This is a genomic window from Streptomyces sp. NPDC101393, from assembly GCF_044767385.1.
Taxonomy (GTDB): Bacteria; Actinomycetota; Actinomycetes; order Streptomycetales; family Streptomycetaceae; genus Streptomyces.
On sequence record NZ_JBIWNU010000005.1, the window covers coordinates 68103 to 91185 of the forward strand.

A 23083-nucleotide genomic window follows, 5' to 3' on the forward strand; every position below is an offset into this window, starting at 1 on the left:
ACGCGCCTATCCGGCCGACAGCGCCTCGGTGCGGTACACCGTTCCGGCGCACGCATCCGTGATCTTGGTATCCGCGACCGTGGGCTCGCCGGCCTCCGGCGTGTGGCTGAGCACGACGGCACCGGACCCGCCCCCGGATCCCCCACCGCCGTCGCCCGCGCCGCCGTCACCGCCCGCCTGGCCACCGCCGTCACCCGCGCCCGCGCCCGCGTCCGCGGAGTTGGCCGGGTCCTTGGGGGGCTCGGGCGAGGTCGAGGGGCCCGGCTTGACGCATCCCGTGGGGCCGCCGTCGCTGTCGGGGATCCAGGCGAACTTGACCTCGTATGCCTGGCCCGGTTTCAGAACCAGCTGGTCAGGGGTGGTGGCCGGATCGGGCAGGCCGGTGGCCTCATCGCCCGAGGTGTGGTCGACGACATGGATCCGGTCGGCGTGGGTGGTGCCCTGCGCGGTCAGTCCGACGGTGCCGCCGCCCTCGACGGAGCAGGCGGCGGCGGACGTGTTGACCACCCGGAACGCGCCGTAGACCCGCCCCTCGGAGTCCGGCCGGCCGACCGAGCCGACACCTTGCCCGAGCTGTTCGCGCCCGCAGACCGGCGAGGTGACATCCATCGTCGCGTCCGGGCCGGGCGAGCCGGCGCCCGCGTCCTGCCCGGCGCCGTCCTGCCCGCGTGCCTCGCCCTTGCCGGCCGGCGTGTCCTGGCCGGGGTGTGCGCCGTCCTTGCCGGTGGGCTGCGGTCCGGCGCTCTCGGTGCCCTCACCGTGTGTGCCCTGCGTACCGCCGTGGGCTCTCTGGCTGCTGGCGGCGTTGGCGGGCCGGTCGTCACCGCCGTCGTTGAGGTTCGCGACGTGGACCATCGCGGGGATCGACGTGCCGCCGAGCAGCAGCGCGGCGGCCGCGCCCACGACGACATGGCGGCGGCGCCGGCGGCGGGCCGGTACCGCGCGGCGCAGTTGTTCCAGTGCGTCCGGCGCGGGTTCGAGGTCGCTGACGCGGGACTGCAGGAGCTGCCTCAGTTCCGCCTCGCCGCCGAGTTCGCCGATGCCGTCGGGACCGCCCATGCCGGCGGGACCGCCGGGATCACCAGGATCGCCTGTGCCGTGGATACGCCCCAAATCGCCTGCGCCGCGGATCGCCCCGTCGTTGCCCGGGTCGGCGGTGTCGTGCCTGTCGTTCACGCCACCCGGGAGGCGGCCGGACTCCGGCCGCTGTCCGGTCTGCCCGGCGTCCGTCGCCCCGCGCGTCTCGTCACGCGGTGCTCCGCCGGAACCGGTCCCGGGCTCCTGGGCCTCACGCACCAGGTACAGCCCGAACGGCCTGCGGGGACCGGGCCCGCCCGACCCCGACCCGCCCGAACCGTACGACCCGCCGGATCCCTGCGCCTCGTACGCCCCGTGCAACCCGTAGGCCCCATGGGACCGGTGCGATCCGTGCGCCCCGTAAGAACCGAACTCCCCGCCGCTGCCACCACCGCGCCCGGCCCCGCGCCCCACTCCGGCACCGCGCCCGCTTCCGCTCCCGCTCATGCCGGAGCCTCCATCGCGACGCGCAGCGCCGCGATGCCACGCGACCCGTACGCCTTGACCGAGCCCAGCGATATGCCGAGCGTTTCGGCCACCTGCGCCTCGGTCATGTCGGCGAAGTAGCGCAGCACCAGCACTTCGCGCTGCCGGCGCTGCAGTCCGCGCATCGCCTGGATCAGCTGGTCGCGCTCCAGGAGGTCGTACGCGCCCTCCTCGGCGCTCGCCATGTCGGGCATCGGCTTGGAGAGCAGCTTCAGTCCGAGGATGCGGCGGCGCAGCGCGGAGCGCGAGAGGTTGACGACGGTCTGCCGTAGGTAGGCGAGGGTCTTTTCGGGTTCGCGCACCCGTCCGCGCGCGGAGTGCACGCGGATGAACGCCTCCTGGACGACGTCCTCGCAGGAGGCGGTGTCGTCGAGGAGCAGCGCGGCGAGCCCGAGGAGTGAGCGGTAGTGCGCGCGATAGGTCTCGGTCAGATGGTCGACTGTGGTGCCCGCTGCCATCGCGTCGTCAGTGTCCCCACGCTGAGAAGGAATCTGCGCGGGACGCGTCGTGGGCCAGGGGGCGATCACTGGCATGCCGCCTGACGCAAGGGAGCGGTGCGGGCGCACTGTTGCGCCTGCTGCGCCCCCTGGGGCGATGGTGAAACCGAATGCCTCTGCCACGCTTGTTGGACACGCTTCCCCCCATAAGGGTTGTACGCGTAAGGCGCCGTCTTGGACGGCGCATTAAATGCCCTCATGCGTACCAGCTCTTCCCCGATGCCCCATTTATCCCGACGCATTCGCCCCGATACCCGAGGGCCCCCGAGCGGCCCACGGACGTCCCGGGCCGCCAATGAGGGGCGGCCACAAAGACGCTCCCCGCCCAACTGCCGGTTGCAGTGTGGCGGGGAGCGAATGGTCGAACAGATCGTCAGCCCAGATCAAGTGGTTCGGACCAACAATTCGCTCACGGGATCTTCACACGTCCACCAAAGTATCTCCTGAGCGCCGGGGCCCGCGACGGCCAATCCCGCCAACAAGCCACCGCCTCACCGCAGCGGGCCACCCGCCGGGCCACCGCCCAGCTCCCCCGCCACCAACTCGCCGATCTGCGCGGTGTTCAGGGCCGCCCCCTTGCGCAGGTTGTCCCCGCACACGAAGAGCTCCAGCGACCGCGGATCGTCCAGCGACCGCCGGACCCGCCCCACCCAGGTGGGATCCGTCCCCACCACGTCGGACGGCGTGGGGAATTCGCCCTCCTCCGGGTCGTCGGTGAGGACGACCCCGGGCGCGGCGGCCAGGATCTCGTGCGCGCCGGCGACCGTGACCTCGTTCTCGAACCGTGCGTGGACGGCCAGCGAGTGGGTGGTGATCACCGGCACCCGGACGCAGGTGGCGGTGACCCGCAGGTCGGGCAGGCCGAGGATCTTGCGGGATTCGTTGCGTACCTTCAGCTCCTCGGAGGACCAGCCGCCCTCTTCGAGTGAGCCCGCCCAGGGCACCACATTGAGGGCGATGGGCGCCGCGAACGGCCCGAGGGTGTCGCCGACGGCCCGCCGTACGTCGCCCGGCGTCGTGCCCAGCTCCGTACCGGAGACGGCCGACAGCTGCGCGCGCAAGGTGTCGATACCGGCCTTGCCCGCCCCGGACACCGCTTGGTACGAGGAGACGATCAGTTCGCTCAGGCCGTATTCGGCGTGCAGCGCGCCCAGCGCGACGATCATCGAGAGCGTCGTGCAGTTCGGGTTGGCGACGATGCCGCGCGGGCGCAGCCGCGCCGCGTGCGCGTTGACCTCGGGCACGACGAGGGGCACGTCCGGGTCCATCCGGAACGCGCCCGAGTTGTCCACGACCACCGCGCCTTTGGACACCGCGACGGGCGCCCACTGCGCGGAGATCTCGTCCGGTACGTCGAACATCGCGACATCGACGCCCTCGAAGGCGTCCTCGCTCAGTGCGACGACCTCGACCTCCTCGCCCCGTACGGTCAGCTTGCGGCCGGCCGAACGGGGGGAGGCGATCAGCCGGATCTCGCCCCAGATGTCGGCCCGCTCGGACAGGATGCCGAGCAGGACCGTGCCGACGGCGCCGGTGGCACCGACGACGGCGAGATGCGGCTTACGGGCCGTGCGGGCGTCCGCCCCCGCTGTTACCACGTGGGACGGACGGCCCGCCTCGGCCGGAATCATCGTCCGGTGCCGCCATAGACCACGGCCTCGTCGCTCTCGGTGTCGAGACCGAAGGCGGTGTGCACGGCACGCACGGCTTCGTTGACGTCATCGGCGCGGGTGACGACCGAGATGCGGATCTCGGAGGTCGAGATGAGCTCGATGTTCACGCCCGCGTTCGACAGCGCCTCGAAGAACGTCGCGGTGACGCCGGGGTTGGTCTTCATGCCCGCGCCGACCAGCGAGATCTTGGCGATCTGGTCGTCGTAGCGCAGCGAGTCGAAGCCCACTGCCGCACGGGTCTTCTCCAGTGCGGCGACGGCCTTGCGGCCCTCGGCCTTCGGGAGGGTGAAGGAGATGTCCGTCAGTCCGGTCGAGGCGGCCGACACGTTCTGCACGACCATGTCGATGTTGACCTCGGAGTCCGCGATCGCACGGAAGATGCGTGCGGCCTCGCCCGGCTTGTCCGGCACTCCGACGACCGTGACCTTCGCCTCGGAGGTGTCATGTGCGACGCCCGAGATGATTGCCTGCTCCATCGGAAGGTCCCCTTGCGGTTCGTTACTGACCCACGTGCCCTTCAGCCCCGAGAAGGAGGAGCGGACGTGGATCGGGATGTTGTATCGGCGTGCGTACTCGACGCAACGGTGCAGCAGCACCTTGGATCCGGAGCTGGCGAGCTCCAGCATGTCCTCGAAGGAGATCCAGTCGATCTTGGAGGCCTTCTTGACGACCCGGGGGTCGGCGGTGAAGACACCGTCCACGTCGGTGTAGATCTCGCAGACATCGGCGTCCAGGGCAGCCGCCAGCGCGACGGCGGTGGTGTCCGAACCGCCACGCCCCAGCGTGGTGATGTCCTTCTTGTCCTGGGACACACCCTGGAATCCGGCGACGATGGCGATGTTGCCCTCGTCGACGGACGTCTTGATGCGGCCGGGCGTCACATCGATGATCCGTGCCTTGTTGTGCACGGAGTCGGTGATGACACCGGCCTGGCTTCCGGTGAAGGACTGCGCCTCGTGACCGAGGTTTTTGATCGCCATGGCCAGCAGAGCCATGGAGATCCGCTCTCCGGCGGTCAGCAGCATGTCGAACTCGCGCCCCGATGGAATCGGGGACACTTCCTGAGCGAGATCGATCAGCTCGTCCGTCGTGTCGCCCATCGCCGAAACCACTACGACAACCTGGTTGCCGTTCTTCTTGGCTTCGACGACTCGCTTGGCAACGCGCTTGATGCCCTCGGCATCCGCAACGGATGAGCCGCCGTACTTCTGCACGACAAGGCCCACGTGCGCTCCTCGCAACTGTCTCATCGGGAGTTTCCTCCCGGACCCCCGGAAATGGGGGTACTGCGGTCGACTCAGTCTAACGAGCAAGCGGAATCCGCCCCGCTGATATCGCATCGTGAGACACGGAATTCACACTGTGATCGTCGTGATCGCTGTGATCGCTGTGACCATGACGATCACTGTGCTCTCCGGGTCCGGATGCGGATCCGCGCGGCGCCACGTCGCGCCCGCTCGGCGAGCACATGCCCGCTCCCCGGCCGGGCACACAGGAACGTAACCCAGGTCACACACAAACGTCACAAGCGAAGGCGCCTCGCGAGTCCCCACGCGGCGCCCGCAGGACCCGCGCCGACCGCGCCCTCCCGGGCCCCGCGCCGGCTCTCCGCTCAGACTCCGCGCAGCCCCAGCGGCCCGGCGATCTCCGCCGCCATGACCTTGCCGGCCTCCTCGGCGAGCCGCTCCTCGTTGCTGTCGGCGTCGCTGTCGGTGTCCAGGCCGTCCAGCTCGACGAGCGGCTGGTCGAGGCGCACGTGGGCGACCAGCGACTGCAGCGCGCGCAGTGCGGCCGAGGCGGTCGGGCCCCAGTTCGTGAGGTAGGAGAACTGCCACCACCACAGCGCCTCGCTGACCCGGCCGGCGCGGTAGTGCGCCAGGCCGTGCCGCAGATCGGTGACGATGTCCGCGAGGTCGTCGGAGATCCGGCAGGGCACCGGCTCGCTGCGCGGTACGTACGGGTCGAAGACCTCGGAGTAGACGTCCACGGGGTCGAGCAGCACGGCGAAGCGCTCGCGCAGCTCGTCGACGTCCGGCTCCGGGCCGCTGTCCGGCTCGTACCGCTCGTCCGGGACGATGTCCTCGTGGGCGCCGAGCCGGCCGCCCGTGAGCAGCAGCTGGGAGATCTCCAGCAGCAGGAACGGCACCGCACTGTCCGGCTCATCGCCCTTGGCGACCTCCGTGACCGCGACGATGAAGCTCTCGATCGAGTCGGAGATCGATACGGCGAAGTCGTCCGGGTCCTGCGTCGCGTTGTGCAGCGTGGCATCAGACATCGAGAAGTCTCCTCCCTTCGAAGGCCCGCCCGAGCGTGACCTCGTCGGCATACTCCAGATCGCCTCCGACCGGCAGTCCGCTGGCCAGTCGCGTCACTCTCAGCCCCATGGGTTTGATCATGCGGGCCAGGTACGTGGCCGTGGCCTCGCCCTCCAGATTCGGGTCGGTGGCCAGGATCAGCTCGGTGACGGTGCCGTCCGCGAGCCTGGCCAGCAGTTCCCTGATCCGCAGGTCGTCGGGGCCGACGCCCTCGATCGGGCTGATCGCCCCACCGAGGACGTGATAGCGGCCGCGGAATTCCCGCGTCCGCTCGATCGCCACGACGTCCTTGGGCTCCTCCACGACACAGATGACCGCCCGATCGCGCCTGGGGTCCAGGCAGACCCGGCACTGCTCCTCCTGCGCGACATTGCCGCACACGCTGCAGAACCGGACCTTCGCCTTGACCTCCATCAGCGCGTTCGCAAGCCGGCGGACATCGGTCGGCTCGGCCTGAAGAATGTGGAAGGCGATCCGCTGCGCGCTCTTGGGACCGACGCCGGGCAGTCTGCCCAATTCGTCGATCAGTTCCTGAACCACGCCTTCATACACGGAACGTCTTCTTTCTCTTCTGCCGTGCTGCGTACGCTAGTTGGCTACTCCTCAGAAGGGGAGACCGGGGATTGATCAGAAAGGAAGGCCGGGGATTCCGCCGCCGCCCAGACCCTGGGCCAGCGGACCGAGCTTCTGCTGCTGCAGCTGCTGGGCGCTGGCGTTCGCGTCCCGTACGGCCGCGAGGACGAGGTCGGCGATCGTCTCGGCCGTCTCCTCGGGCGAACCGGCCTCCGGGTCGACCGCCTTGGGGTCGATGACCAGGCCCTGCAACTCGCCGGAGCCGGTCACCGTCGCCTTGACCAGACCGCCGCCCGCGGAACCCTCGACGGGCGTCTCGGCCAGCTCCTGCTGGGCGGCCGCGAGGTCCTGCTGCATCTTCTGAGCCTGCTGAAGCAGCTGCTGCATATTGGGCTGACCACCGGGGATCACGACGTGACTCCTGCCATACGACAACGATTGTGCGGTAGCCCGAGCCTACGTGTTTCACGGGCGACGCGCCCTACGCCGTACGAAGGAGCACGGATGTACGCCCGGTGTACGTCAGGCGCGCCTCACACACCCCGCAGTCCACCCGAAACGGCGAAAAACAGCCCGTACGAGACGCCTGCCCCGCGGCCCGCCCGGAGCCCGCCCGCCGGGGCCGCGCCCCGCACACGGGCCGTCCCCGCGGCCTTCCCCTCACTCACCGCTCGCGCCCGTCTCCCCCACCCGTCTCCCGCGCCCGCCCCCTCACTCGTTGTTGTTGAACTCCTCTACCACCGTCGCGCCCAGTTCGCGCATGATCAGGTCGTGTCCGCTGAGCGCGGAGTCGACGAGATCGGGGTCGTCCTCGGCCGGCATGTCGTACTCGATCGACATCGGCGGAGGCTCCGGCGGGGTGTACGAGGGCTCCGCTGCGGAAGCGCCCGAGCCACCCCCCGACGACGCCGACGGGGACACGGCCTCCCGCGCCATCCGCGCGCCCTGCCCGCCGCCGGTGGACCCGCCTCCGCCCTGCCCCTGGCCACCGGGGTCCTCGGGCGCCGGCGGGGCGCTCTGCCGGGGCGGGGGCGCAGGCGCGCCCTGCGGCGGAGCGGCGGGCGCCCCACCGCCGAAGCCACCGCCGCCTCCGGCGCCGTAGCCGCCACCACCGCTACGGGGGGCGCCGCCGGCCGGGGGGTTGGTGCCGCCCGACGGGTCGACGATCGCCTCCACCCGCCACTGCACCTGGAACTTCTCGGCGAGCACATCCTTGAGCACGTCCTCGCTGCCGCCGTTGGCGAAGCTGTCGCGCGCACCGGCGTTGGGGAAGCCGATCTGCAGGGTCGTGCCGTCGAACCCCGACACCTGGGCGTTCTGGCTCAGCAGAATCCAGGTGAACCGGCGGCGGCCCTTCACCGCGTCCAGGATGTCCGGCCACATCTGCCGCACCTGCGCGGCACCCTGCGCATCCCCGGCCTGCTGCGGCTGCGGCGGGGACGGCTGCCGGGTCTGCGGCTGCTGCTGGGTCGGCTGCTGTTGTACGGGCGCGGCGGGCGCCCCGCCGCCCTGCCCCGGCGCCACGGCCGACGGCCAGCCACCGGGCTGACGTCCGCCGCCGGCTCCGGCTCCTGCGCCGCCACCGGCGGCGGTGGGCCACCCGCCGGGCCGGGCAGCAGCACCCTCACCACTTGAAGCCCCGCTCTCGGCACCCGCACCGGCGCCGCCGGCACCACCTGCACCTGCACCGGCACCTGCACCGGCGCCGCCCGCGCTGCCCGGCCACGCGCCGGGCCGGGCAGCGGCACCCCCGCGCTCTCCCCCCGGAGCGCTCCCCTGCGCTCCGGACTGCGGTCCGGCCTGGGGCCCACCAGCCTGCGGCGCCACCGCGCCCTCACCACCGGGGGCACCGGGAACACCGGGAACACCGGCAGACGCCCCTTCGGGCGCCCCGGAAACCTCTTCACGCCCCGCAGTCGGCTGCGCACCCGCCGCGCCCCGCACCGCGGCACGCGCTGCCGCAGGCCCGGACGGGCCCGCCGGAGCCGCCACCGGATGGGCCTCCGGCCCCGGCACGTACCCGGCCGCCGGCCCGCCCCCGGAAGCAACCACCGGGCCACCGGGACCGACACCGCCCCCGGCACCGGCCATCGGTCCCATGGCCCCCGCGCCGCCCTGTCCCGCGCCGCCCGCGCCACGCTCCAGACGCTCGAGCCGCGCCTGGACCGACCGCTCGTCGTCGTACGCCGCGGGCAGCATCACCCGGGCGCAGATCAGCTCCAACTGCAGCCGCGGCGAAGTGGCGCCGCGCATTTCCGTCAGACCGGTGTTGACCAGATCGGCGGCCCGGCTCAGCTCCGCGGCGCCGAAGACGGACGCCTGCGCCGTCATCCGCTCCACGACATCCGCGGGGGCGTCGATCAGCCCCTTCTCCCCGGCATCCGGGACAGCGGCCAGGATCACCAGATCCCGCAGCCGCTCCAGCAGGTCGGCGACGAAGCGCCGCGGGTCGTTTCCGCCTTCGATCACCCGGTCCACGACCTCGAAGGCCGCGGCCCCGTCCCCCGAGGCGAACGCCTCGACGATCGAATCCAGCAGCGACCCGTCCGTGTACCCGAGCAGGGCCGTCGCCATGGCGTATGTCACACCGGCCTCACCGGCACCGGCGAGCAGCTGGTCCATCACGGACATCGAGTCACGCACCGACCCGGCACCGGCCCGCACCACCAGCGGCAGCACCCCGTCCTCGACCGCCGCGGCCTCCCGTCCGCACACCTCCGCGAGGTATTCGCGCAGCGTCCCGGGCGGCACCAGCCGGAAGGGGTAGTGATGCGTACGCGACCGGATCGTCCCGATGACCTTCTCGGGCTCCGTCGTCGCGAAGATGAACTTCAGGTGCTCCGGCGGCTCCTCCACCACCTTCAGCAGGGCGTTGAAGCCCGCCGAGGTGACCATGTGCGCCTCGTCGATGATGTAGATCTTGTAGCGGCTGGACGCCGGCCCGAAGAACGCCTTCTCCCGCAGCTCACGGGCGTCGTCCACGCCACCGTGCGAGGCCGCGTCGATCTCGATGACATCGATGGAGCCCCGGCCGTTGCGGGCCAGGTCGACGCACGACTGGCACTCCCCGCAGGGCGTCGGGGTGGGACCTTGCTCACAGTTCAGGCAGCGCGCCAGGATCCGCGCACTGGTCGTCTTGCCACAGCCACGGGGCCCGCTGAACAAATACGCATGGTTGACGCGGTTGTTCCGCAACGCCTGCTGCAGCGGATCGGTCACGTGCTCTTGCCCGATGACCTCGGCGAAGGTCTCGGGTCGGTAGCGGCGGTACAGCGCAAGGGACGACACGCATACGACGATATCGGCCCTCACTGACAACCGACCCGCCCCGCAAACGCAAGCGCCCCCCACGCACCCGCCAGAGCCAACCTACCCTTGCTGCCTTCCGGCCCTGGGGGAGTTCAGTCAGATAGCGCCACGTGAGGGGCTGCGCACCACAGTAGCGGATCCCCCACCCCGGAAACGACCCCGACCCCCGCCCGACCCCCTCGCCCTCCCCCGGCTCACCCCCGCCCCCGGATCATGTTCGCGAGCACTCCCCAACGTCTTGTATTGTTTGCGGCGGAGGATTCGCCTAGTGGCCTAGGGCGCACGCTTGGAAAGCGTGTTGGGGGCAACCCCTCACGAGTTCGAATCTCGTATCCTCCGCCCAGCCTCACCGGGCTGAACGAAGGCCCCGACCGGGAAACCGGCCGGGGCCTTCGTCGTTGTGTGGCTCTTTTTCCGTCTCAGCCGGCTTCTCCCGTACCGGCAACCGCCGGCGGACGGGGAACTCAGCCCCATCGCCTCGCGAACTCGGCTCCGCCCAGCAGGTCGCCGGGCCGCACGACGGGATCCTCGACCCCCATGGCCTCGATCACGTCCGTGACAGAGGCCACGTACTTTCCCTTCACCTTCGTGACGCGGCAAGGGAATCGGCCGGCTCGCACCAGCCCAGGTGCCTTCGACGCGTCAAGGCCCAGGAGATCTGCCACCTTCCGTAGCGGCATCGGCTCGGAGAGCCACTGCGACAACCGATGTGCGCGAGGGCTCACTCGACTTCCTCCTGAGGTCCGGAGAGTTTGTCGGGCTCGCCCTCGGCCGCCCGCCCCGCATCCGAGGCAAGGAACTCGTCCACGAGTCCAAGATGATGCAAGGTCGCGCCCAAGCGCTCACCGCTGATCCGTTCCCGCAACGAAGCGTCCACCTCGGTGACCACTTGGACGTCCGATTCCTTTCGGATGGGTGAGTAGTCCTCCCCATATCGCCCCTCTCGGTCAACGAGAATGTGCGGATCCGTGGTGCGCTCCGCCGTGTCCGCCCGATCCACTGCCCAACCGGCGGCGTTGGCGGCTCGCACGACCTCGTTGCGTACGTCGTCGTGGTCGGCCACCAGAGCAAGCCCGCACAACGCACCGAACACCATGGCGGACCTCACATCCGCCACGTCGACGCAGAGACTCCTCGATACCTTCGCGGCTGACTTCCGCAGGTAGGGGACGACGAAGTACAACGCGAGCAACTGGCTCTGGCGAGCCAAGTTCGGAACGTCGCTGTGGGCATCGCGCCCCACACACCGCCACAGGGCATTGCGCAGTGCACGGTCAGCAGCATCGCGTGCCGCTGCTTCCCTCGCCTCAGAGAGCGTCAGGTGCTCACTCGCGGAACATCTTTCCCCTGACGCATGCGGACAGATCAGCTGTCCACGAAGGAGCTGCGAAACCTGCAGCTCAATCGACCTCAAGACGTCTGCCGAAGGCAATAAGGACATGTGCTCGCCTCCTGTCGTTCCACCAACGAAGGGAGGCTCACCGCCATGGCGGGCGATATCCACACCAGCCCCTGCATGCGCTGGCAAGGGTGAACGGCACGGGAAGGACGAATGAAGCGGGATCACCCTGCCGTTCTGCCCAGAGAGCCTCGCCAACCGCCCCACGCACGATTGCCGGTCCTGACCAACCCGAACGTTCCTCAGTGCTCGCAGCGGTATCAGCGAGCGCTGTCAACGCCGCGTCAGGCCCGCGGGCCCCGCGCACTCAGGTTGACGGGACAGATGACCTGATAGTGCACCGCGATGAGCCGGACCCCGTGATTGATCCAGACGGCAGCCTGCTCGCCGAAATGGCCACGGCTCGCAGTACGAGCGCCAACCAGGAACGGTCGCCACAAGCCGCCTGCGGGTGTCGGGCTGGTGAACCGGAGGCCGGCGACGCAGCTGCGCGGTGCGGGCGCGGACGGCCTTGGATTCATTGGCCTCATCGCCCGGGAGAATCAGGACGTATCGGCCGTTGTCCCTGTTCAGGCGGTTGGCTATTCGTGGCTGATGATCAATAAGGTGACGACCGGCCCGTACCGCAGGGGCTCGGTGGTGCGGCCTTTGTGTTGTCCGCCGATGAGAGGTATCCCCACATGCGCCGATCGCGCATCCTTCGCACGCTGACCGTGGCCTGCACGGTCGCAGGTGCCACTTTCCTTGCCGCTCCTGCGGCGAACGCCGCGGCCTCGGCCTGCAGTCACAACTGGAGTGGCCCGCAGGTCTGCATCGCGATCTCGGGTCCGGACGGCTCCTCCTACCCTGGCACGATCACCGCCACCTGGACCAACCCGCCCAAGAGCCGTCACAAGGCCACCGCCTACATCAGCACCTACGCAGCCAGCGTCAAGGTCACGGCGAAGCGCTCCGGTGACGCCATCAAGGGCAGCTACAACTCCTACGGGACGAACTTCTCCAACGGGGCTCTCTGCGCCCGCTTCAAGGGATCAAGCGTGAAGGCGTGCGTCGACCTGCACAATCGTTGAGACCGGTCGGCCCCCTGCGTCGGGCACCGGGCACCATGTGAGGCCAGGGCCGGTTCGGGGCAGGCCGGTTGATGTCGACGACCCGCCCCCGCAGGGGGCCTGCCAGGGGGGCGGCGGGCACCGCGGAACTGCTCCCGCCGTCTGCGTATCCGTGGTGCGGGCGCGCTCTCAGGGGCGTGTCCGGGGAGTCACACCTCGTCGCGGAACAGTGGGCGGCCGTCGTCGGACAGGGGGAGGCGTAGTTCTCCGGTGTCCATGGTCGCGTTGTTCTGGGAGCGGTGGAGTCGGGAGTACGCGCCGCCCGCGCGGGACATCAGCGCCTCGTGGCGGCCGGTCTCGACGATGCGGCCGCCGTCCAGGACGAGGATGCGGTCGGCGTCCGGGGCGAGGTTGAGGTCGTGCGTGATCATGATGGTGGTGCGGCCGCGCATCAGTCTGCGCAGGGGTGTGACGATCCGGCGCGCGGCGAGCGCGTCCAGCCCGGTGGTCGGCTCGTCCAGGACGAGGACGGGGGCGTCACGCAGCATGGCGCGGGCGATGGCCAGCCGCTGGAGCTGGCCGCCGGACAGCCGGGACGAGTGGGGGTCGATCTCGGTCCCGTAGCCGTCGGGGAGTGCGCTGATGAACGCGTCCGCGTCGGCGGCCCGCGCGGCCTGGGCGATCTCGTCGTCACTCGCGCCGGGGCGTCCGCAGGCGATGTTCGCGCGGATGGTGTCGTGCAGGATGAGGGTCTCCTGCGGCAGCAGCGTCACCTGCTCCCGCAGTCGGGCCAGCGGGAGGTGCGTCAGGGGCACGCCGTCCAGCGCCACGGTGCCGGTATCCGGGTCGTAGAAGCGCAGCAGCAGTTTGGAGACGGTGGATTTGCCCGCGCCGCTGGGCCCGGTGACGATCAGCAGCTCACCGGGGCGGGCGGTGAACGACATCCGGGACAGGGCCGGCGCGTCGAGGGCTTCGGCGCCGGGGTAGCGGAAACCGACGTCGTGGAACTGCACCGTGCCACGGGGGTTGGGGCGCACAGGGCGCATGGGGCCGGTGAGTACGGACACGGTGGGCGCGGGACCTGGCGGGGCCGGCGGTCGAGTGGTTGACGGGTCGGCCGATGCCGGGGTGGGCGGGGAATTCTGGGGCGGTCCTGGCGGTGGGTCGTCCACCGACGGTCGCGCGTCGAGCAGTTCGATGAGGCGCTCGGCGCCCGCCGTCGCCGTGGTGACCGTCAGGCCGAGCTGGCCCAGGTCCCGGATCGGTGGGTAGAGGTAGCCCAGGAAGGCGGCGAACGCGAGCAGTTGGCCGAGTGTCATCCGGCCGGCGGAGATCTCCCACACGCCCAGTCCGATGACGCTCAGCACGCAGACCGTCTCGATGACCTCGACCAGCCGCTCGTACAACTCGCTCAGCCGGGCTCCGCGGACGGAGGCGGTGAACCAGGCGCGTGCCTCCCGGTCCAGCCGCGCCCGCTCGGCGTCCTCCCGGCCGTATGCCTGGGTCAGGACGATGTTGCCGAGCGATTCCTCGACGACGGAGGTGATCGCGCCGTCGGCCACCCGCTCGTCGCGCGCGACGGATCTGATGCTGCCGGCGAAGTGCTTGGCCGCCAGCCAGAACAGCGGCGCGAGGACGAAGGTGGCCACCGCCAGGTCCCAGCGCAGCCAGAACGCGGCAACGGCGTAGAAGACCGCGCTGAACGCCGACGAGACCGCGCCGATCACACCGGAGACGATCATCTGCTCGATGGCCTCGACATCGCCGGTGAGCCGGGAGAGCAGATCGCCCTGCCGGTGCCGCTGGAAAAAGTGCGGCGGCATGCGCTGCACGTGGTCGAAGACCCGGGCGCGCAGCCGCATCACGAACCGCTCCGAGGCCCCTACGGCAAGGGAGTTGCCGACGTATCCGACGGCCGCGCCGACCACGGCCACGCCCAGCCACTTCGCGGCCGGCCCCCAGAACGCGTCGAGCGAACCGCGCTGCAGTGCGTTGTCGGTGAGGTCGCTGAAGAGCAGGATCGCGGCGGTCTCGGCGAGCGCGGCGATGATGACGCAGAGGCAGACGAGTGCCAGCCGGGCGCGCAGCCCCTTGCTCAGCGGCCAGAAGCGGCGGAAGGCGGTGCGGGCCGGGATGGCGGGGGTGCCGTGGCCGTCGTCCTCCTCGTAGGGAGGTCTGTTGTAGGGAGGTTCGTCGTTGGGGGGCTCGCCGTATGGGGCCTCGTCGTACGGAGCCTCGTCGTATGGGGATTGCTCGTACGGGGGCTCGGCCCTGCCGCCGCGGCGGTGTCGCCCGTGGACGGCCCCGGGCGCGGGGCTCGCCTCGGCCGGGATCCGCCGCAGCCGCATCGTCGCGAAGTCGTTCTCGGGCAGGCCACGTCGGCTCCTTCCGTCACGCGTCAGCTTCGCCGTCACCGGCTTCTCCCTCTTTCCGCCGCGGCCCCGATGAGGAGCGGATCACGAAATGAATGCCGCTGGTGGCCGGCGAATACCGGCCCGGCGAAACCCTTGCGATCGCTAATATCCCGACATCCGACGCCCGACACTCGATATCCGGCATCCGGCATCCGGCATCCGGCATCCGGCATCCGGCATCCGGCATCTCAATTTTGCCGGATTCATATCCCTGGCAAAGGTCACGCATATGGTTTTCACAGGCGGATCATGCAGGCCGTCGCCGGGAATTCCCACAAGCGGACAACCCGTACGCGGACAAAGGAGAGGGCCGACGGCCACACGGCCGTCGGCCCTCACACCGCCCGGTCACCCAGGAGCGGCAGCCCTTACGTCATGCCTGGTCAGCGCTGGCCGTGCGTCAGCAGCGGCTTCTTCGGGGGCTTGGGGCCGTGGCCGTGACCGTGTCCGTGGCCGTGACCCTTCGGGGGCTTCGGGTGCTTCTTCTTGGGCTTGGGAAGCGGAACAATCTTCGTGAAGGACATGAGGCCTCCTCGCTCTGTTTGTGTGCCGCGAATGCCTGACCCGCGCCACCTGACGAGGAAAAAACTACCGGCCGGAAAGCCACGGGAGTGCCGAAACTCCTGAAGGTTCAATGAATACCGTCTGAGGTTTTCTCAGAAAACGGCGAGTAATCGGCACAATTCCCCCGCCGCATATTCCACGCACATTCCACGCACAGCTCACGCATATCCAAGAAACCCCCGGCAGCACGTGCGGCGGGGCCTCCCGGCCGACCACGCACGCACAGGCGCCCGGCCGGGAATCCCCGGCCGGGCGCCTGCATCGACCACTGCTCGCAGCCTGACCCGCACGCACGCACACGCGCATACACGCATACACGCATACACGCACGCACACGACCATGTGGCGGGTGTGACTGCGTCCCTACGCCCCCCGTTCCCTACGCCCCCCGTTCCCTACGTCCCGCGTATCGCCCCGTCCCCTGAGCCCCCGCGCCCCCTCTACGCCTTGCGGAGGCGGTCGATGATGCCGTCGAGGTCACGGGTGAACATCTCGGGGCGGATGAAGTGTCCGCCGGTCTCCTCGTGCGCCTCGTGCGGAATGCCGGCGTCGCTGAGGGCGGCGCGGAACTCCCGCTGTCCGGCGAGCACTTCGGACTCGTTGAGCAGATCGAAGGGGTCGACCGGGTTGGGGCTGGTGCCGGCGACCAGGAAGACCCGCTTGTTCCGGTAGCTCGCGAGGTGTTCCATCGGGTTGTCGGCGCTGACCTTGGCCTCGTCCCACAGCGGCGCGCCGTAGATCGTGCCGCCGGCCAGGTCCAGGGCGGCGGCGGACACATTGGCCCAGTTGGCGACCGCGCCGAAGTCGCGGCGCAGGCTGGGCGGGCCGGAATGGGCGCTCACCGAGGCGAAGCGGTCGTGGTACTTGGCCGCGTACTTCAGCGCGCCGAAGCCGCCCATCGAGAACCCGGCGACGGCCCGGCCGTCGTACTCGGCGTACGTCCGGAAGTTCGCCTCGACCCACGGGAGCAGCTGGGCGATGTGGAAGGTCTCCCAGTTCCGGGGGCCTGTGTGGGAGTTGACGGGGTTGGAGTACCAGCCCGCGTGCCCGCCGTCGGGCATCACGACGATGACCGGCTTGCCGGCGGTCAGGCCGCGGATGCCCGCACGGTCCCAGGTCATGAAGTCCTGGTCGGTACCGCCGCCGTGGAAGAGGTAGAGGACCGGGTAGGTGCGTCCGCTGGTGTGGTAGTCGTCGGGCAGCAGGACGTTGACGGACGGTTCCCAGCCGATCGCGTCGGTCGCGAACCGGTAGTACCACATGCGGGGGTCGTTCTCCTTGCGGTCCACGATGCGCAGCCCGGAGCCGTCGCCGGCCGCATGTGCCGCGGACGCCGTCGCAAGGGTGCCCGCGCCGCCGAGGGCCACCGCCGCGGAGACTCCGCCGAGGGCCTTCAGGACACTTCTGCGGGTGGAGTGGTGCTCGCTCAACATGACCTCCTGGTCGGGAAGTGGTACGAACGGTGCGCCTGCCGCAGCACATCCGGGTACGTCATCGGTGCCTGCTTGTGTCCTGCCACGCCGCGGCAGCGGGCCGCGGACGATCAGGAAAGCTCCCCGGGCGCGGGGCGCAGATCGGCCTCGGCGGGAGGAACGGCGCGACGCCCCGGCGTGCCGGGGGCTGAGGCTGTGCGCAGCGCCCGGTGCCCTCCTCCCGGGCCGTTCCCCGTGCGTCCCAGCGGTCCGCGGTGGTGACATGCCAACCATCGCGGGAGACGCTGAAATGCCGATGAAATCTCGATGAGTGCGCGGGAGCGGGGGGCTTCGGGATGGACGGGGGGTCTTCTTCGCGGCTGCGGATCGCAGTGCTGGGGCCGGTGTCGGCCTGGCGGGACGCGGCGCCGCTGGATCTGGGGCCGGTACGGCGGCAGGCGGTGCCGGCCGCGCTGGTGCTGCGTCCGGGGCCGCCGGTCAGCCATGAGCAGCTGCTCAACGGCGTATGGGGAGGCCAGCCGAGGCACTGCACCGCGCCCGGCGCCGCGCGGACCGGCGCGAAGGGGCGCGGGCGTGGGTGGGGCTGGGGGCCGCCGACCTGAATGCGGGCCGGTCCGGCAGCGCGGTCGTCCGCCTCACCACGGCGCTGGAACAGACCCGGCCGCTCGACGACAACTGGCTCGTCGCGATGGGGCTCGGCCTGCTGGGCCTGGTCCACCACGGCCAGGGACGGCACGACGACGCGCTGGCCTGCTTCACCACCGCCCGTGCCCACGCCGAGACGAACGGCCGGCCCGCGTGATCAGCAGGGCCTTGGTCTGCCTCGCCGACGTCCACCTCGAACTCGGCCGCTACGGCGAGGCGTGCCTTCGGAGGCACTGCTCCGCCCCGCCGCCGAGCTGATGCAGCGCGCCGGGGACGTCTTCCTGCACGCCCTCACCCGCCTGGGCACGGCGGAGCACGGCGAGGGAAACCTCACCGCCGCCACGGCCGTCCACCACCAGGCCCTCTCCCAGCACCGGAAGCTGTCCCCTGTCACCGCACCCCACTACGACCGGCTGGAGATGCACATCCGCTACCGGCTGGGCCGTACCTACTCCGCGGCGTGCCGCGTCGCCGAGGCCCGAGAAGAGTTCCGCACCGCACTCGCCCTCCCCGGAGCCGACGCACACCCCACCGAGCGCGCCCAGGCGCTGGCGGGCCTGGAGGAGTGCGCGGGCGGGTGAGGGGGTGGGGGGTGCGGGGATGTGGCGGGGCGGGGCAGGCCCGGTGACCGAGTTTTCCGTTTCCGCGCGTCCCCCTTCCGGCCCGGTGGCCCAGAGAGGTGCCGGGCCGGAACCCGCGCGTGTTTCGGTGAAGTTACGCCACCTGTGGAGTGCTGGTCGTAGGGCGTGAGCTGGGGGTTTCGGGTGGGCGGGTGAGGTTGCGCCACCTGTGGGCTTCGTGTGCGATTCCCGTATGTCGGAAGGCTTGTTCCGCTTGGTGGGTGGTTCTAGGGTCGGGCCACCCGGCGCGGCTGACCTCGTTCACGGGTGATTCGGGCTCCGCCGCGAGCGCAGCGCATCCGCTGCCGCTCGTGGGCGGAGGTCCACCTCATGACGGGCGCGTTGAGCCGGAGCAGGAAGCGGGCGAGTGACTTGACGGATGAGCGGCGGCAGCAGGGGCCGGAAGAGCGGGACGAGGCGCGGGGGCCGGAAGAGCGGCAGCAGCGGGAAGCGGTGTCCGGGCGAGAGTTGGGGCCTGGGCAGGAGCTGGGGCCTGGGCAGGAGCTGGGGCGGCAGGGAGACGGTGGGTCCGCCGGGGCGGGTGGGGTCGGGCGGCGCGGTTTTCTGGTCGGGGTGGGGGTGGCCGGGGCGGGAGGGCTGCTCGGGGCGTCGTCCGAGGCGCGCGCGAGTGCCAGTACGCGGATGAGTGCCGGTACGAGTGCCGGGACGAGTGTGGGGACGAGTGTGGGGAGTGGGGTTGCGGGGGTGGGTGCGGGGAGTGGCAAGCCGGGCGAGGCGGTGCGGCCGGGGCAGTTCAGCGGGAGCGGGAAGAAGCTGCTCGTGCCGGAGTGGTTGATGTTGCCCAAGGGGCCGGTGCGGGGGCAGGCCGTGCTCGTCGACGGGGGCAAGTTCCGGGAGGTCGGGCCGGCCCGCAAGCTCATCGCCGCGCACCGCGAGCTGGAACCGGTGCGGCTGGACGGGCACTTGATCATGCCGGGATTCGTCGACGCGCATCACCATCTGACGCAGAGCTTCGGGAAGGCCCAGTCGTTCGGGCAGCCGTCGGAGATCTTCAAGACGATATGGGAGCCGCTGGAGCACGCGCTCGACGGGGAGAGCGCCTATCTCTCGGCGAAGCTGGCCGCGCTGGAGGCGCTGCGGGGCGGCTTCACGACCGTCGCGGATGCCGGGACGCGGGCCCCGGTGGATGTGGCGGTGGTGGCGAAAGGGGCCGAGGAGGCCGGTGTTCGCTGCGTGCTCTCCAAGATCGTTTCCCAGGGGAAGGGCGGGGAGGAGCATCTCGGGCGGTGGGAGGCGCATCCGCTGATCCATCCGTCGCTGGCGATCGCCGTCCCCGAGGACGCGACCGGGAAGGTCATCAAGCGGACGGCGGATCTGTGCGGCGAGGCCGGCGCGGTGCTGCAGATCCACGTCAATGAGCATCTCGCGTCCGTGGAACGGTCGTTGAAGAGCGTGGGCCGGCGCCCGGTCGAGTATCTGCACCACCTCGGAGCCCTCGGTCCGCACACCCTGGGCTCACACGCCACACTGCTCACTCCCGGCGAGATGCGGATGCTGGCCGATTCCGGCGCGGCGATCAGCTACAACCCGGTGGCCAGCGCCTGGAAGGGCAATGCCGTCGCGCACGCCACCATGCTGGCCGCGATGGGGGTGCGGTTCGGTACGGGTACCGATGGCACCCGTGGCGACGGATTCCGGCTGGTCGACGCCGCGGAGACCGCGCAGCGGCTGGCGTACGGCATGGCGTCGGGCGACTCCTCGTGCGGCGCGGGCCGGATGTGGCTGGAGCATGCGACGTCGCTCAGTGCCGACGCGTTGGGGCTGGGCAAGGTGACCGGTGAGATCGCGGCCGGCAAGGCCGCCGACTTCCTCGTCGTGGACGTGAACGTCCCGGAGATGACGCCCTCCTGGGACCTGGAGTGGGAACTCGTCCGCCTGGCGAACCGCGATCAGATCACCGCGGTGGTGGTGGACGGCAAGCTCCGGCTGTGGAAGGGCTGGCCGCGGGACTGGGACGGCCCGGCCCTGGTGGCGCGGGCGGCCGAGGTCGGCCCGGAGGTCGTACGCCGGGCAGACCTTCAGCGGGTGGAGCCGACGACGGCCAGGTGACCCGGCCGCGTGCCGACCGCACGCCGACCGGTGGCCCGCCCGGGGGCACTCCCCCGGGCGGGCGCCCCACCGCCCTTGGCCGTCACTGCGGCAACGGGCCCTGGATCAGGGCGACGGCGAACAGGACACGCGCGGACGGCGTGGGCCCCGGGGCGGACGCGCACCCCGGGGCCCACCTCACCGCCCCGCCGGGATCCACCGCGCGACGGCCACCGCGACCAGGGCGATGGCGGCGGCCAGTGCGAGCGTCGCGGTGTGCAGGCCCGCGGTGAAGGCATCGATGACCGCGGCGTGCAGTTCCGCGTCGGTCGTCCGGGCCCAGGCCGCCGCGACCGTCGTCGGGTGGCCGGGCCCCGCCAGCGGTGCGGGCAGCCGGGCGGTGAAGACCGCGGTGGTGAGGGTGCCGGTCACGGCGATGCCGAGGGCGCTGCCCACCTCCCTCGCCAGGCTCTGGAGTCCGGATCCGGTGCCCGCCCGGTCCGGTGGCAGCGCGGCCATCATGGTGTGCGAGAGCAGCGGGGTGGCGATGCCGCAGCCGAGGGCGGTCAGCCCGGCGCCGAGGGCGTAGAGGGCGTACGGGGTGCGGGCGTCGGCGGCGGAGACCGTGCACAGTCCGCCGGCGAGGACCAGCATCCCGACGACGACCGTGCCCCGCCGGCCGCAGACCCGCTCCAGCAGCAGGCCGCAGCGTGGCCCGGCCAGCAGCGCGACGGCCATCGGCAGCAGCCGCACCCCGGCGCCGAACGGCCCGTATCCCTTGGCGTATTGGAGGTACTGGCCGTTGAGGTAGAAGAGCCCGAACATGCCCGTGAACAGGGCGGCCATGCCCAGCGCGCCCGCCCGTACGGCGGGCCGGGCGAAGAGCCGGGGGTCCAGCAAGGGGTGGGCGGCGCGCAGTTCGTGCCGGGCCCAGGCGGTCAGCAGCAGCGCCGCGGCGGCGAGCGGGCCGAGGACCGCGGGATCCGACCAGCCCGACTGCGGCGCGGAGACGATGCCGTACAGCAGGGCCAGGAATCCGGCGGTCAGCAGCAGGCTGCCGAGCGGCGCGGCGGGCCGCGGATGGCGGGCGGTGGCCGGGGCCGCGGCGGCCACCAGCAGCAGCGCGGCCAGCGCGAGCGGGATCAGGCAGAGGAACAGGGTGCGCCAGGTGCCGAATTGGAGGGCCGCGCCGCCCCCGACGTTCCCGAGGACGGCGGCGAGGCCGGTCATGGACGCCCAGACGGCGATGGCCCGGCGCCGCGGCCGGTCGCTCAGGCCGTCGACGAGCAGGGCGAGCGTGGTGGGCAGTACGGCGGCCGCGCCGATGCCGCTGATCATGCGTCCGGCGATCAGTACGGAGACGTGCGGGGCGGCGGCGCAGATCACGGCGCCGAGCGTGAAGACTCCCATGCCGCACATCAGTGTGCCCTTGCGGCCCCGCCGGTCGGCGAGCGCACCGGCGGGCACGAGCAGGCAGGCGAAGAGGACGACATAGCCGTCCACGACCCACACCACCGCTTCGGCGGACGGGTGCAGTTCGCCCGCCGACAGGTCGGGGATGGCCAGGTTCACGGCGGAGACCATGCCGACCACCAGGGTGACGCACAGGCACATGGCCAGCGTGGTGAGGAGCGGTGGACGGCCGTGGGCGGACGTGGTCACGGGAGGGGCGGATGGTGTGCCCGATGCGGATGCCGCGGCTGATGAGGGTGACGCTGCGGACCGTTCGGGGTCCGGGACAGGGGCGGGGACACGAACAGGGTCGGAGCGGGCCAAGGGAGAGACCTCCTTCAACGCCCGTGCCGGGGAGAGGAGTCAGGTGCGGCGGGCACGGTCTTCCGCACCCTCGGCGCCGGCCGCGCGCGGCGCTCCCTTGGCCCGGTCGAGCGTGGCGTGCAGGGTCAGACGGTCGCCCCGCAGGTGGATGAATTCCAGGTCGGCGGGGCGGCCGTCGGCGAGTCGGGTGAGGCGTTCGACGGCGAGGACCGCGCCGCCGGAGGGCATGTCGAGCACGGTGCAGGTCGCCGGGTCCGCGACCATGGCCTGTACGGAGATCTCGGCCCTGCCCAGAGGCATACCGGCCGCGGTCTCGATGAGGTCGAAGACGTCGTGGCGCTCCAGGGTGTCGGGAGCTTCCCGTACGAGTGCCAGGAGCGGGTCGCCCACCTCGGGGGTGAGGTAGGTGCAGTCCAGGGACAGGGCCGTGCCGTCGACCCGGCGCAGCCGCTCCAGGTAGACGGCCGGGCTCTTCTCGGGCAGCTCCAGCCGCCGGGCGACCGCGTGCGGTGGCTGCACGGTGCGGGCCGCGCGCACCTCGTTGACGACGGCGCCGTGCCGTTGGAGGACCTCGGCGAGGCCGGACAGCTCCCCGAGCGGATGCTCGTACGCGCGGCCGACGACCACGGTGCCCACGCCCCGGCGGCGCTCGACGAGCCCTTCGTCGCGCAGCAGGCCGAGAGCCTCCCGCACGGTGTTGCGGGTGGTGCCGAATTCGGCGATCAGGGCCCGTTCGTCGGGGAGTACACCCGCGGGGAAGGCGCCGCGCAGGACCTGCCGGCGCAGCACGTTCGCGACCGTACGGGCCCGGTCGGCCCGGGTCAGCGGCTCACCGGCCCCGCCGCCCGGCGTCGGCTCGTCCATGGCCCCTCCTCGCTCACACGGTCACGATCATGGGCACGAACGCACGGGCACAGGTACCCACACGGGTACCGACATCGGATGCGGCCCGGCCACGCGGGCTGTGTGCCCGCCGGACGGATACCGACGCTAGGCGAGCAATGTTGCCGCGACGTTACGCCACCGTCTTTGACCTGCGATGATGCCATGACCTGGAGGTTTGCCGACCGGTCGGCGGGATACGCCACCGGTCGGCCGACGCGGGACACTCCGCGGGGGAATGCTGTTGCTGCCCGTGCGACGAGTCGCGCCGATACCGCATGGCGGGAAGAGACAATCGCGGAACTCGCGCAGGATCAGGCAC

18 protein-coding genes, 1 tRNA gene and 1 other RNA gene are annotated in these 23083 nt (G+C 71.2%); 5 read left to right on the plus strand and 15 right to left on the minus strand.

The features are described from left to right. Positions 1–6: 6 nt before the first annotated feature. The 9 genes from ACIRQ7_RS17170 to ffs all read right to left on the minus strand — a co-directional run bounded on the left by ACIRQ7_RS17170 (position 7) and on the right by ffs (position 10053). Positions 7–1176, minus strand: coding sequence for a hypothetical protein (locus ACIRQ7_RS17170; RefSeq protein ID WP_404263239.1), 1170 nt, complete (start codon positions 1174–1176; stop codon positions 7–9). Between the two features lie 344 nt (positions 1177–1520). After that, positions 1521–2096, minus strand: coding sequence for a SigE family RNA polymerase sigma factor (locus tag ACIRQ7_RS17175; RefSeq protein WP_404263241.1), 576 nt, complete (start codon positions 2094–2096; stop codon positions 1521–1523). A 455-nt stretch (positions 2097–2551) separates the two neighbouring features. Beyond that, on the minus strand, positions 2552–3691 hold the full coding sequence (locus ACIRQ7_RS17180) for an aspartate-semialdehyde dehydrogenase (RefSeq protein ID WP_404263243.1): 1140 nt from the start codon (positions 3689–3691) through the stop codon (positions 2552–2554). Beyond that, positions 3688–4959 carry an aspartate kinase gene (locus ACIRQ7_RS17185; protein ID WP_401464978.1) on the minus strand — a complete coding sequence of 424 codons (1272 nt, stop codon included), beginning with the start codon at positions 4957–4959 and terminating at the stop codon, positions 3688–3690. The genes ACIRQ7_RS17180 and ACIRQ7_RS17185 overlap by 4 nt, the downstream gene beginning before the upstream one ends. Before the next feature lie 386 nt (positions 4960–5345). After that, positions 5346–6008, minus strand: coding sequence for a DUF5063 domain-containing protein (locus tag ACIRQ7_RS17190; protein ID WP_401464975.1), 663 nt, complete (start codon positions 6006–6008; stop codon positions 5346–5348). After that, complete coding sequence (gene recR / locus ACIRQ7_RS17195; RefSeq protein WP_401464972.1) at positions 6001–6600, minus strand: recombination mediator RecR; 600 nt, start codon at positions 6598–6600, stop codon at positions 6001–6003. The genes ACIRQ7_RS17190 and recR overlap by 8 nt, the downstream gene beginning before the upstream one ends. Before the next feature lie 75 nt (positions 6601–6675). After that, positions 6676–7032: a YbaB/EbfC family nucleoid-associated protein gene (locus tag ACIRQ7_RS17200; protein WP_401464969.1), complete on the minus strand. Its 357-nt coding sequence runs from the start codon at positions 7030–7032 to the stop codon at positions 6676–6678. A gap of 300 nt (positions 7033–7332) precedes the next feature. Further along, a complete protein-coding gene (locus ACIRQ7_RS17205) occupies positions 7333–9909 on the minus strand; it encodes a DNA polymerase III subunit gamma and tau (RefSeq protein ID WP_404263245.1) in 2577 nt (858 codons plus the stop codon). A gap of 45 nt (positions 9910–9954) precedes the next feature. Continuing rightward, positions 9955–10053, minus strand: an RNA gene (gene ffs / locus ACIRQ7_RS17210) — signal recognition particle sRNA small type. A 131-nt stretch (positions 10054–10184) separates the two neighbouring features. Between ffs and ACIRQ7_RS17215 the strand changes: the two genes are divergently transcribed. After that, positions 10185–10269 (plus strand) — tRNA-Ser (locus ACIRQ7_RS17215). A gap of 382 nt (positions 10270–10651) precedes the next feature. On the opposite strand, the gene ACIRQ7_RS17220 is transcribed toward ACIRQ7_RS17215, so the two are convergent. Further along, positions 10652–11140: a hypothetical protein gene (locus ACIRQ7_RS17220; protein WP_404263247.1), complete on the minus strand. Its 489-nt coding sequence runs from the start codon at positions 11138–11140 to the stop codon at positions 10652–10654. Positions 11141–12009: 869 nt separating this feature from the next. Between ACIRQ7_RS17220 and ACIRQ7_RS17225 the strand changes: the two genes are divergently transcribed. After that, complete coding sequence (locus tag ACIRQ7_RS17225; RefSeq protein ID WP_404263249.1) at positions 12010–12399, plus strand: hypothetical protein; 390 nt, start codon at positions 12010–12012, stop codon at positions 12397–12399. A 188-nt stretch (positions 12400–12587) separates the two neighbouring features. On the opposite strand, the gene ACIRQ7_RS17230 is transcribed toward ACIRQ7_RS17225, so the two are convergent. The 3 genes from ACIRQ7_RS17230 to ACIRQ7_RS17240 all read right to left on the minus strand — a co-directional run bounded on the left by ACIRQ7_RS17230 (position 12588) and on the right by ACIRQ7_RS17240 (position 16789). Continuing rightward, a complete protein-coding gene (locus tag ACIRQ7_RS17230) occupies positions 12588–14726 on the minus strand; it encodes an ABC transporter transmembrane domain-containing protein (RefSeq protein WP_404263902.1) in 2139 nt (712 codons plus the stop codon). Positions 14727–15175: 449 nt separating this feature from the next. Further along, positions 15176–15316: a hypothetical protein gene (locus tag ACIRQ7_RS17235; RefSeq protein WP_404263250.1), complete on the minus strand. Its 141-nt coding sequence runs from the start codon at positions 15314–15316 to the stop codon at positions 15176–15178. 480 nt (positions 15317–15796) lie between these two features. After that, entirely contained in the window at positions 15797–16789 is a 993-nt protein-coding gene (locus ACIRQ7_RS17240) for an alpha/beta hydrolase (protein ID WP_404263251.1), read from the minus strand. A 505-nt stretch (positions 16790–17294) separates the two neighbouring features. Here ACIRQ7_RS17240 and ACIRQ7_RS17245 point away from each other — a divergent pair. The 3 genes from ACIRQ7_RS17245 to ACIRQ7_RS17255 all read left to right on the plus strand — a co-directional run bounded on the left by ACIRQ7_RS17245 (position 17295) and on the right by ACIRQ7_RS17255 (position 20124). After that, the gene (locus ACIRQ7_RS17245) at positions 17295–17591 is read left to right on the plus strand and encodes a tetratricopeptide repeat protein (RefSeq protein ID WP_404263253.1); all 297 of its coding nucleotides are present in this window, start codon (positions 17295–17297) and stop codon (positions 17589–17591) included. A gap of 61 nt (positions 17592–17652) precedes the next feature. Next, positions 17653–18015 (plus strand): hypothetical protein, encoded by a 363-nt coding sequence (locus tag ACIRQ7_RS17250; RefSeq protein WP_404263255.1) that lies wholly within the window; start codon positions 17653–17655, stop codon positions 18013–18015. Positions 18016–18759: 744 nt separating this feature from the next. Then, on the plus strand, positions 18760–20124 hold the full coding sequence (locus ACIRQ7_RS17255; RefSeq protein WP_404263256.1) for an amidohydrolase family protein: 1365 nt from the start codon (positions 18760–18762) through the stop codon (positions 20122–20124). 177 nt (positions 20125–20301) lie between these two features. Here ACIRQ7_RS17255 and ACIRQ7_RS17260 read toward each other — a convergent pair whose 3' ends face one another. Together ACIRQ7_RS17260 and ACIRQ7_RS17265 are read right to left on the minus strand one after the other, a co-directional pair. Further along, a complete protein-coding gene (locus ACIRQ7_RS17260) occupies positions 20302–21765 on the minus strand; it encodes an MFS transporter (protein WP_404263258.1) in 1464 nt (487 codons plus the stop codon). A gap of 153 nt (positions 21766–21918) precedes the next feature. Continuing rightward, positions 21919–22743, minus strand: a complete 825-nt coding sequence (locus ACIRQ7_RS17265) for a GntR family transcriptional regulator (RefSeq protein ID WP_404263260.1) — start codon at positions 22741–22743, stop codon at positions 21919–21921. Positions 22744–23083 lie beyond the last annotated feature (340 nt).

Bases quoted from the DNA above. Each gene is read 5' to 3' on its own strand.
- ACIRQ7_RS17175 (WP_404263241.1), bottom strand. From the start codon at position 2,096: ATGCCAGTGATCGCCCCCTGGCCCACGACGCGTCCCGCGCAGATTCCT.
- ACIRQ7_RS17180 (WP_404263243.1), bottom strand. From the start codon at position 3,691: ATGATTCCGGCCGAGGCGGGCCGTCCGTCCCACGTGGTAACAGCGGGG.
- ACIRQ7_RS17190 (WP_401464975.1), bottom strand. From the start codon at position 6,008: ATGTCTGATGCCACGCTGCACAACGCGACGCAGGACCCGGACGACTTC.
- ACIRQ7_RS17225 (WP_404263249.1), top strand. From the start codon at position 12,010: ATGCGCCGATCGCGCATCCTTCGCACGCTGACCGTGGCCTGCACGGTC.
- ACIRQ7_RS17230 (WP_404263902.1), bottom strand. From the start codon at position 14,726: ATGCGGCTGCGGCGGATCCCGGCCGAGGCGAGCCCCGCGCCCGGGGCC.
- ACIRQ7_RS17235 (WP_404263250.1), bottom strand. From the start codon at position 15,316: ATGTCCTTCACGAAGATTGTTCCGCTTCCCAAGCCCAAGAAGAAGCAC.
- ACIRQ7_RS17240 (WP_404263251.1), bottom strand. From the start codon at position 16,789: ATGTTGAGCGAGCACCACTCCACCCGCAGAAGTGTCCTGAAGGCCCTC.
- ACIRQ7_RS17245 (WP_404263253.1), top strand. From the start codon at position 17,295: ATGGGGAGGCCAGCCGAGGCACTGCACCGCGCCCGGCGCCGCGCGGAC.
- ACIRQ7_RS17265 (WP_404263260.1), bottom strand. From the start codon at position 22,743: ATGGACGAGCCGACGCCGGGCGGCGGGGCCGGTGAGCCGCTGACCCGG.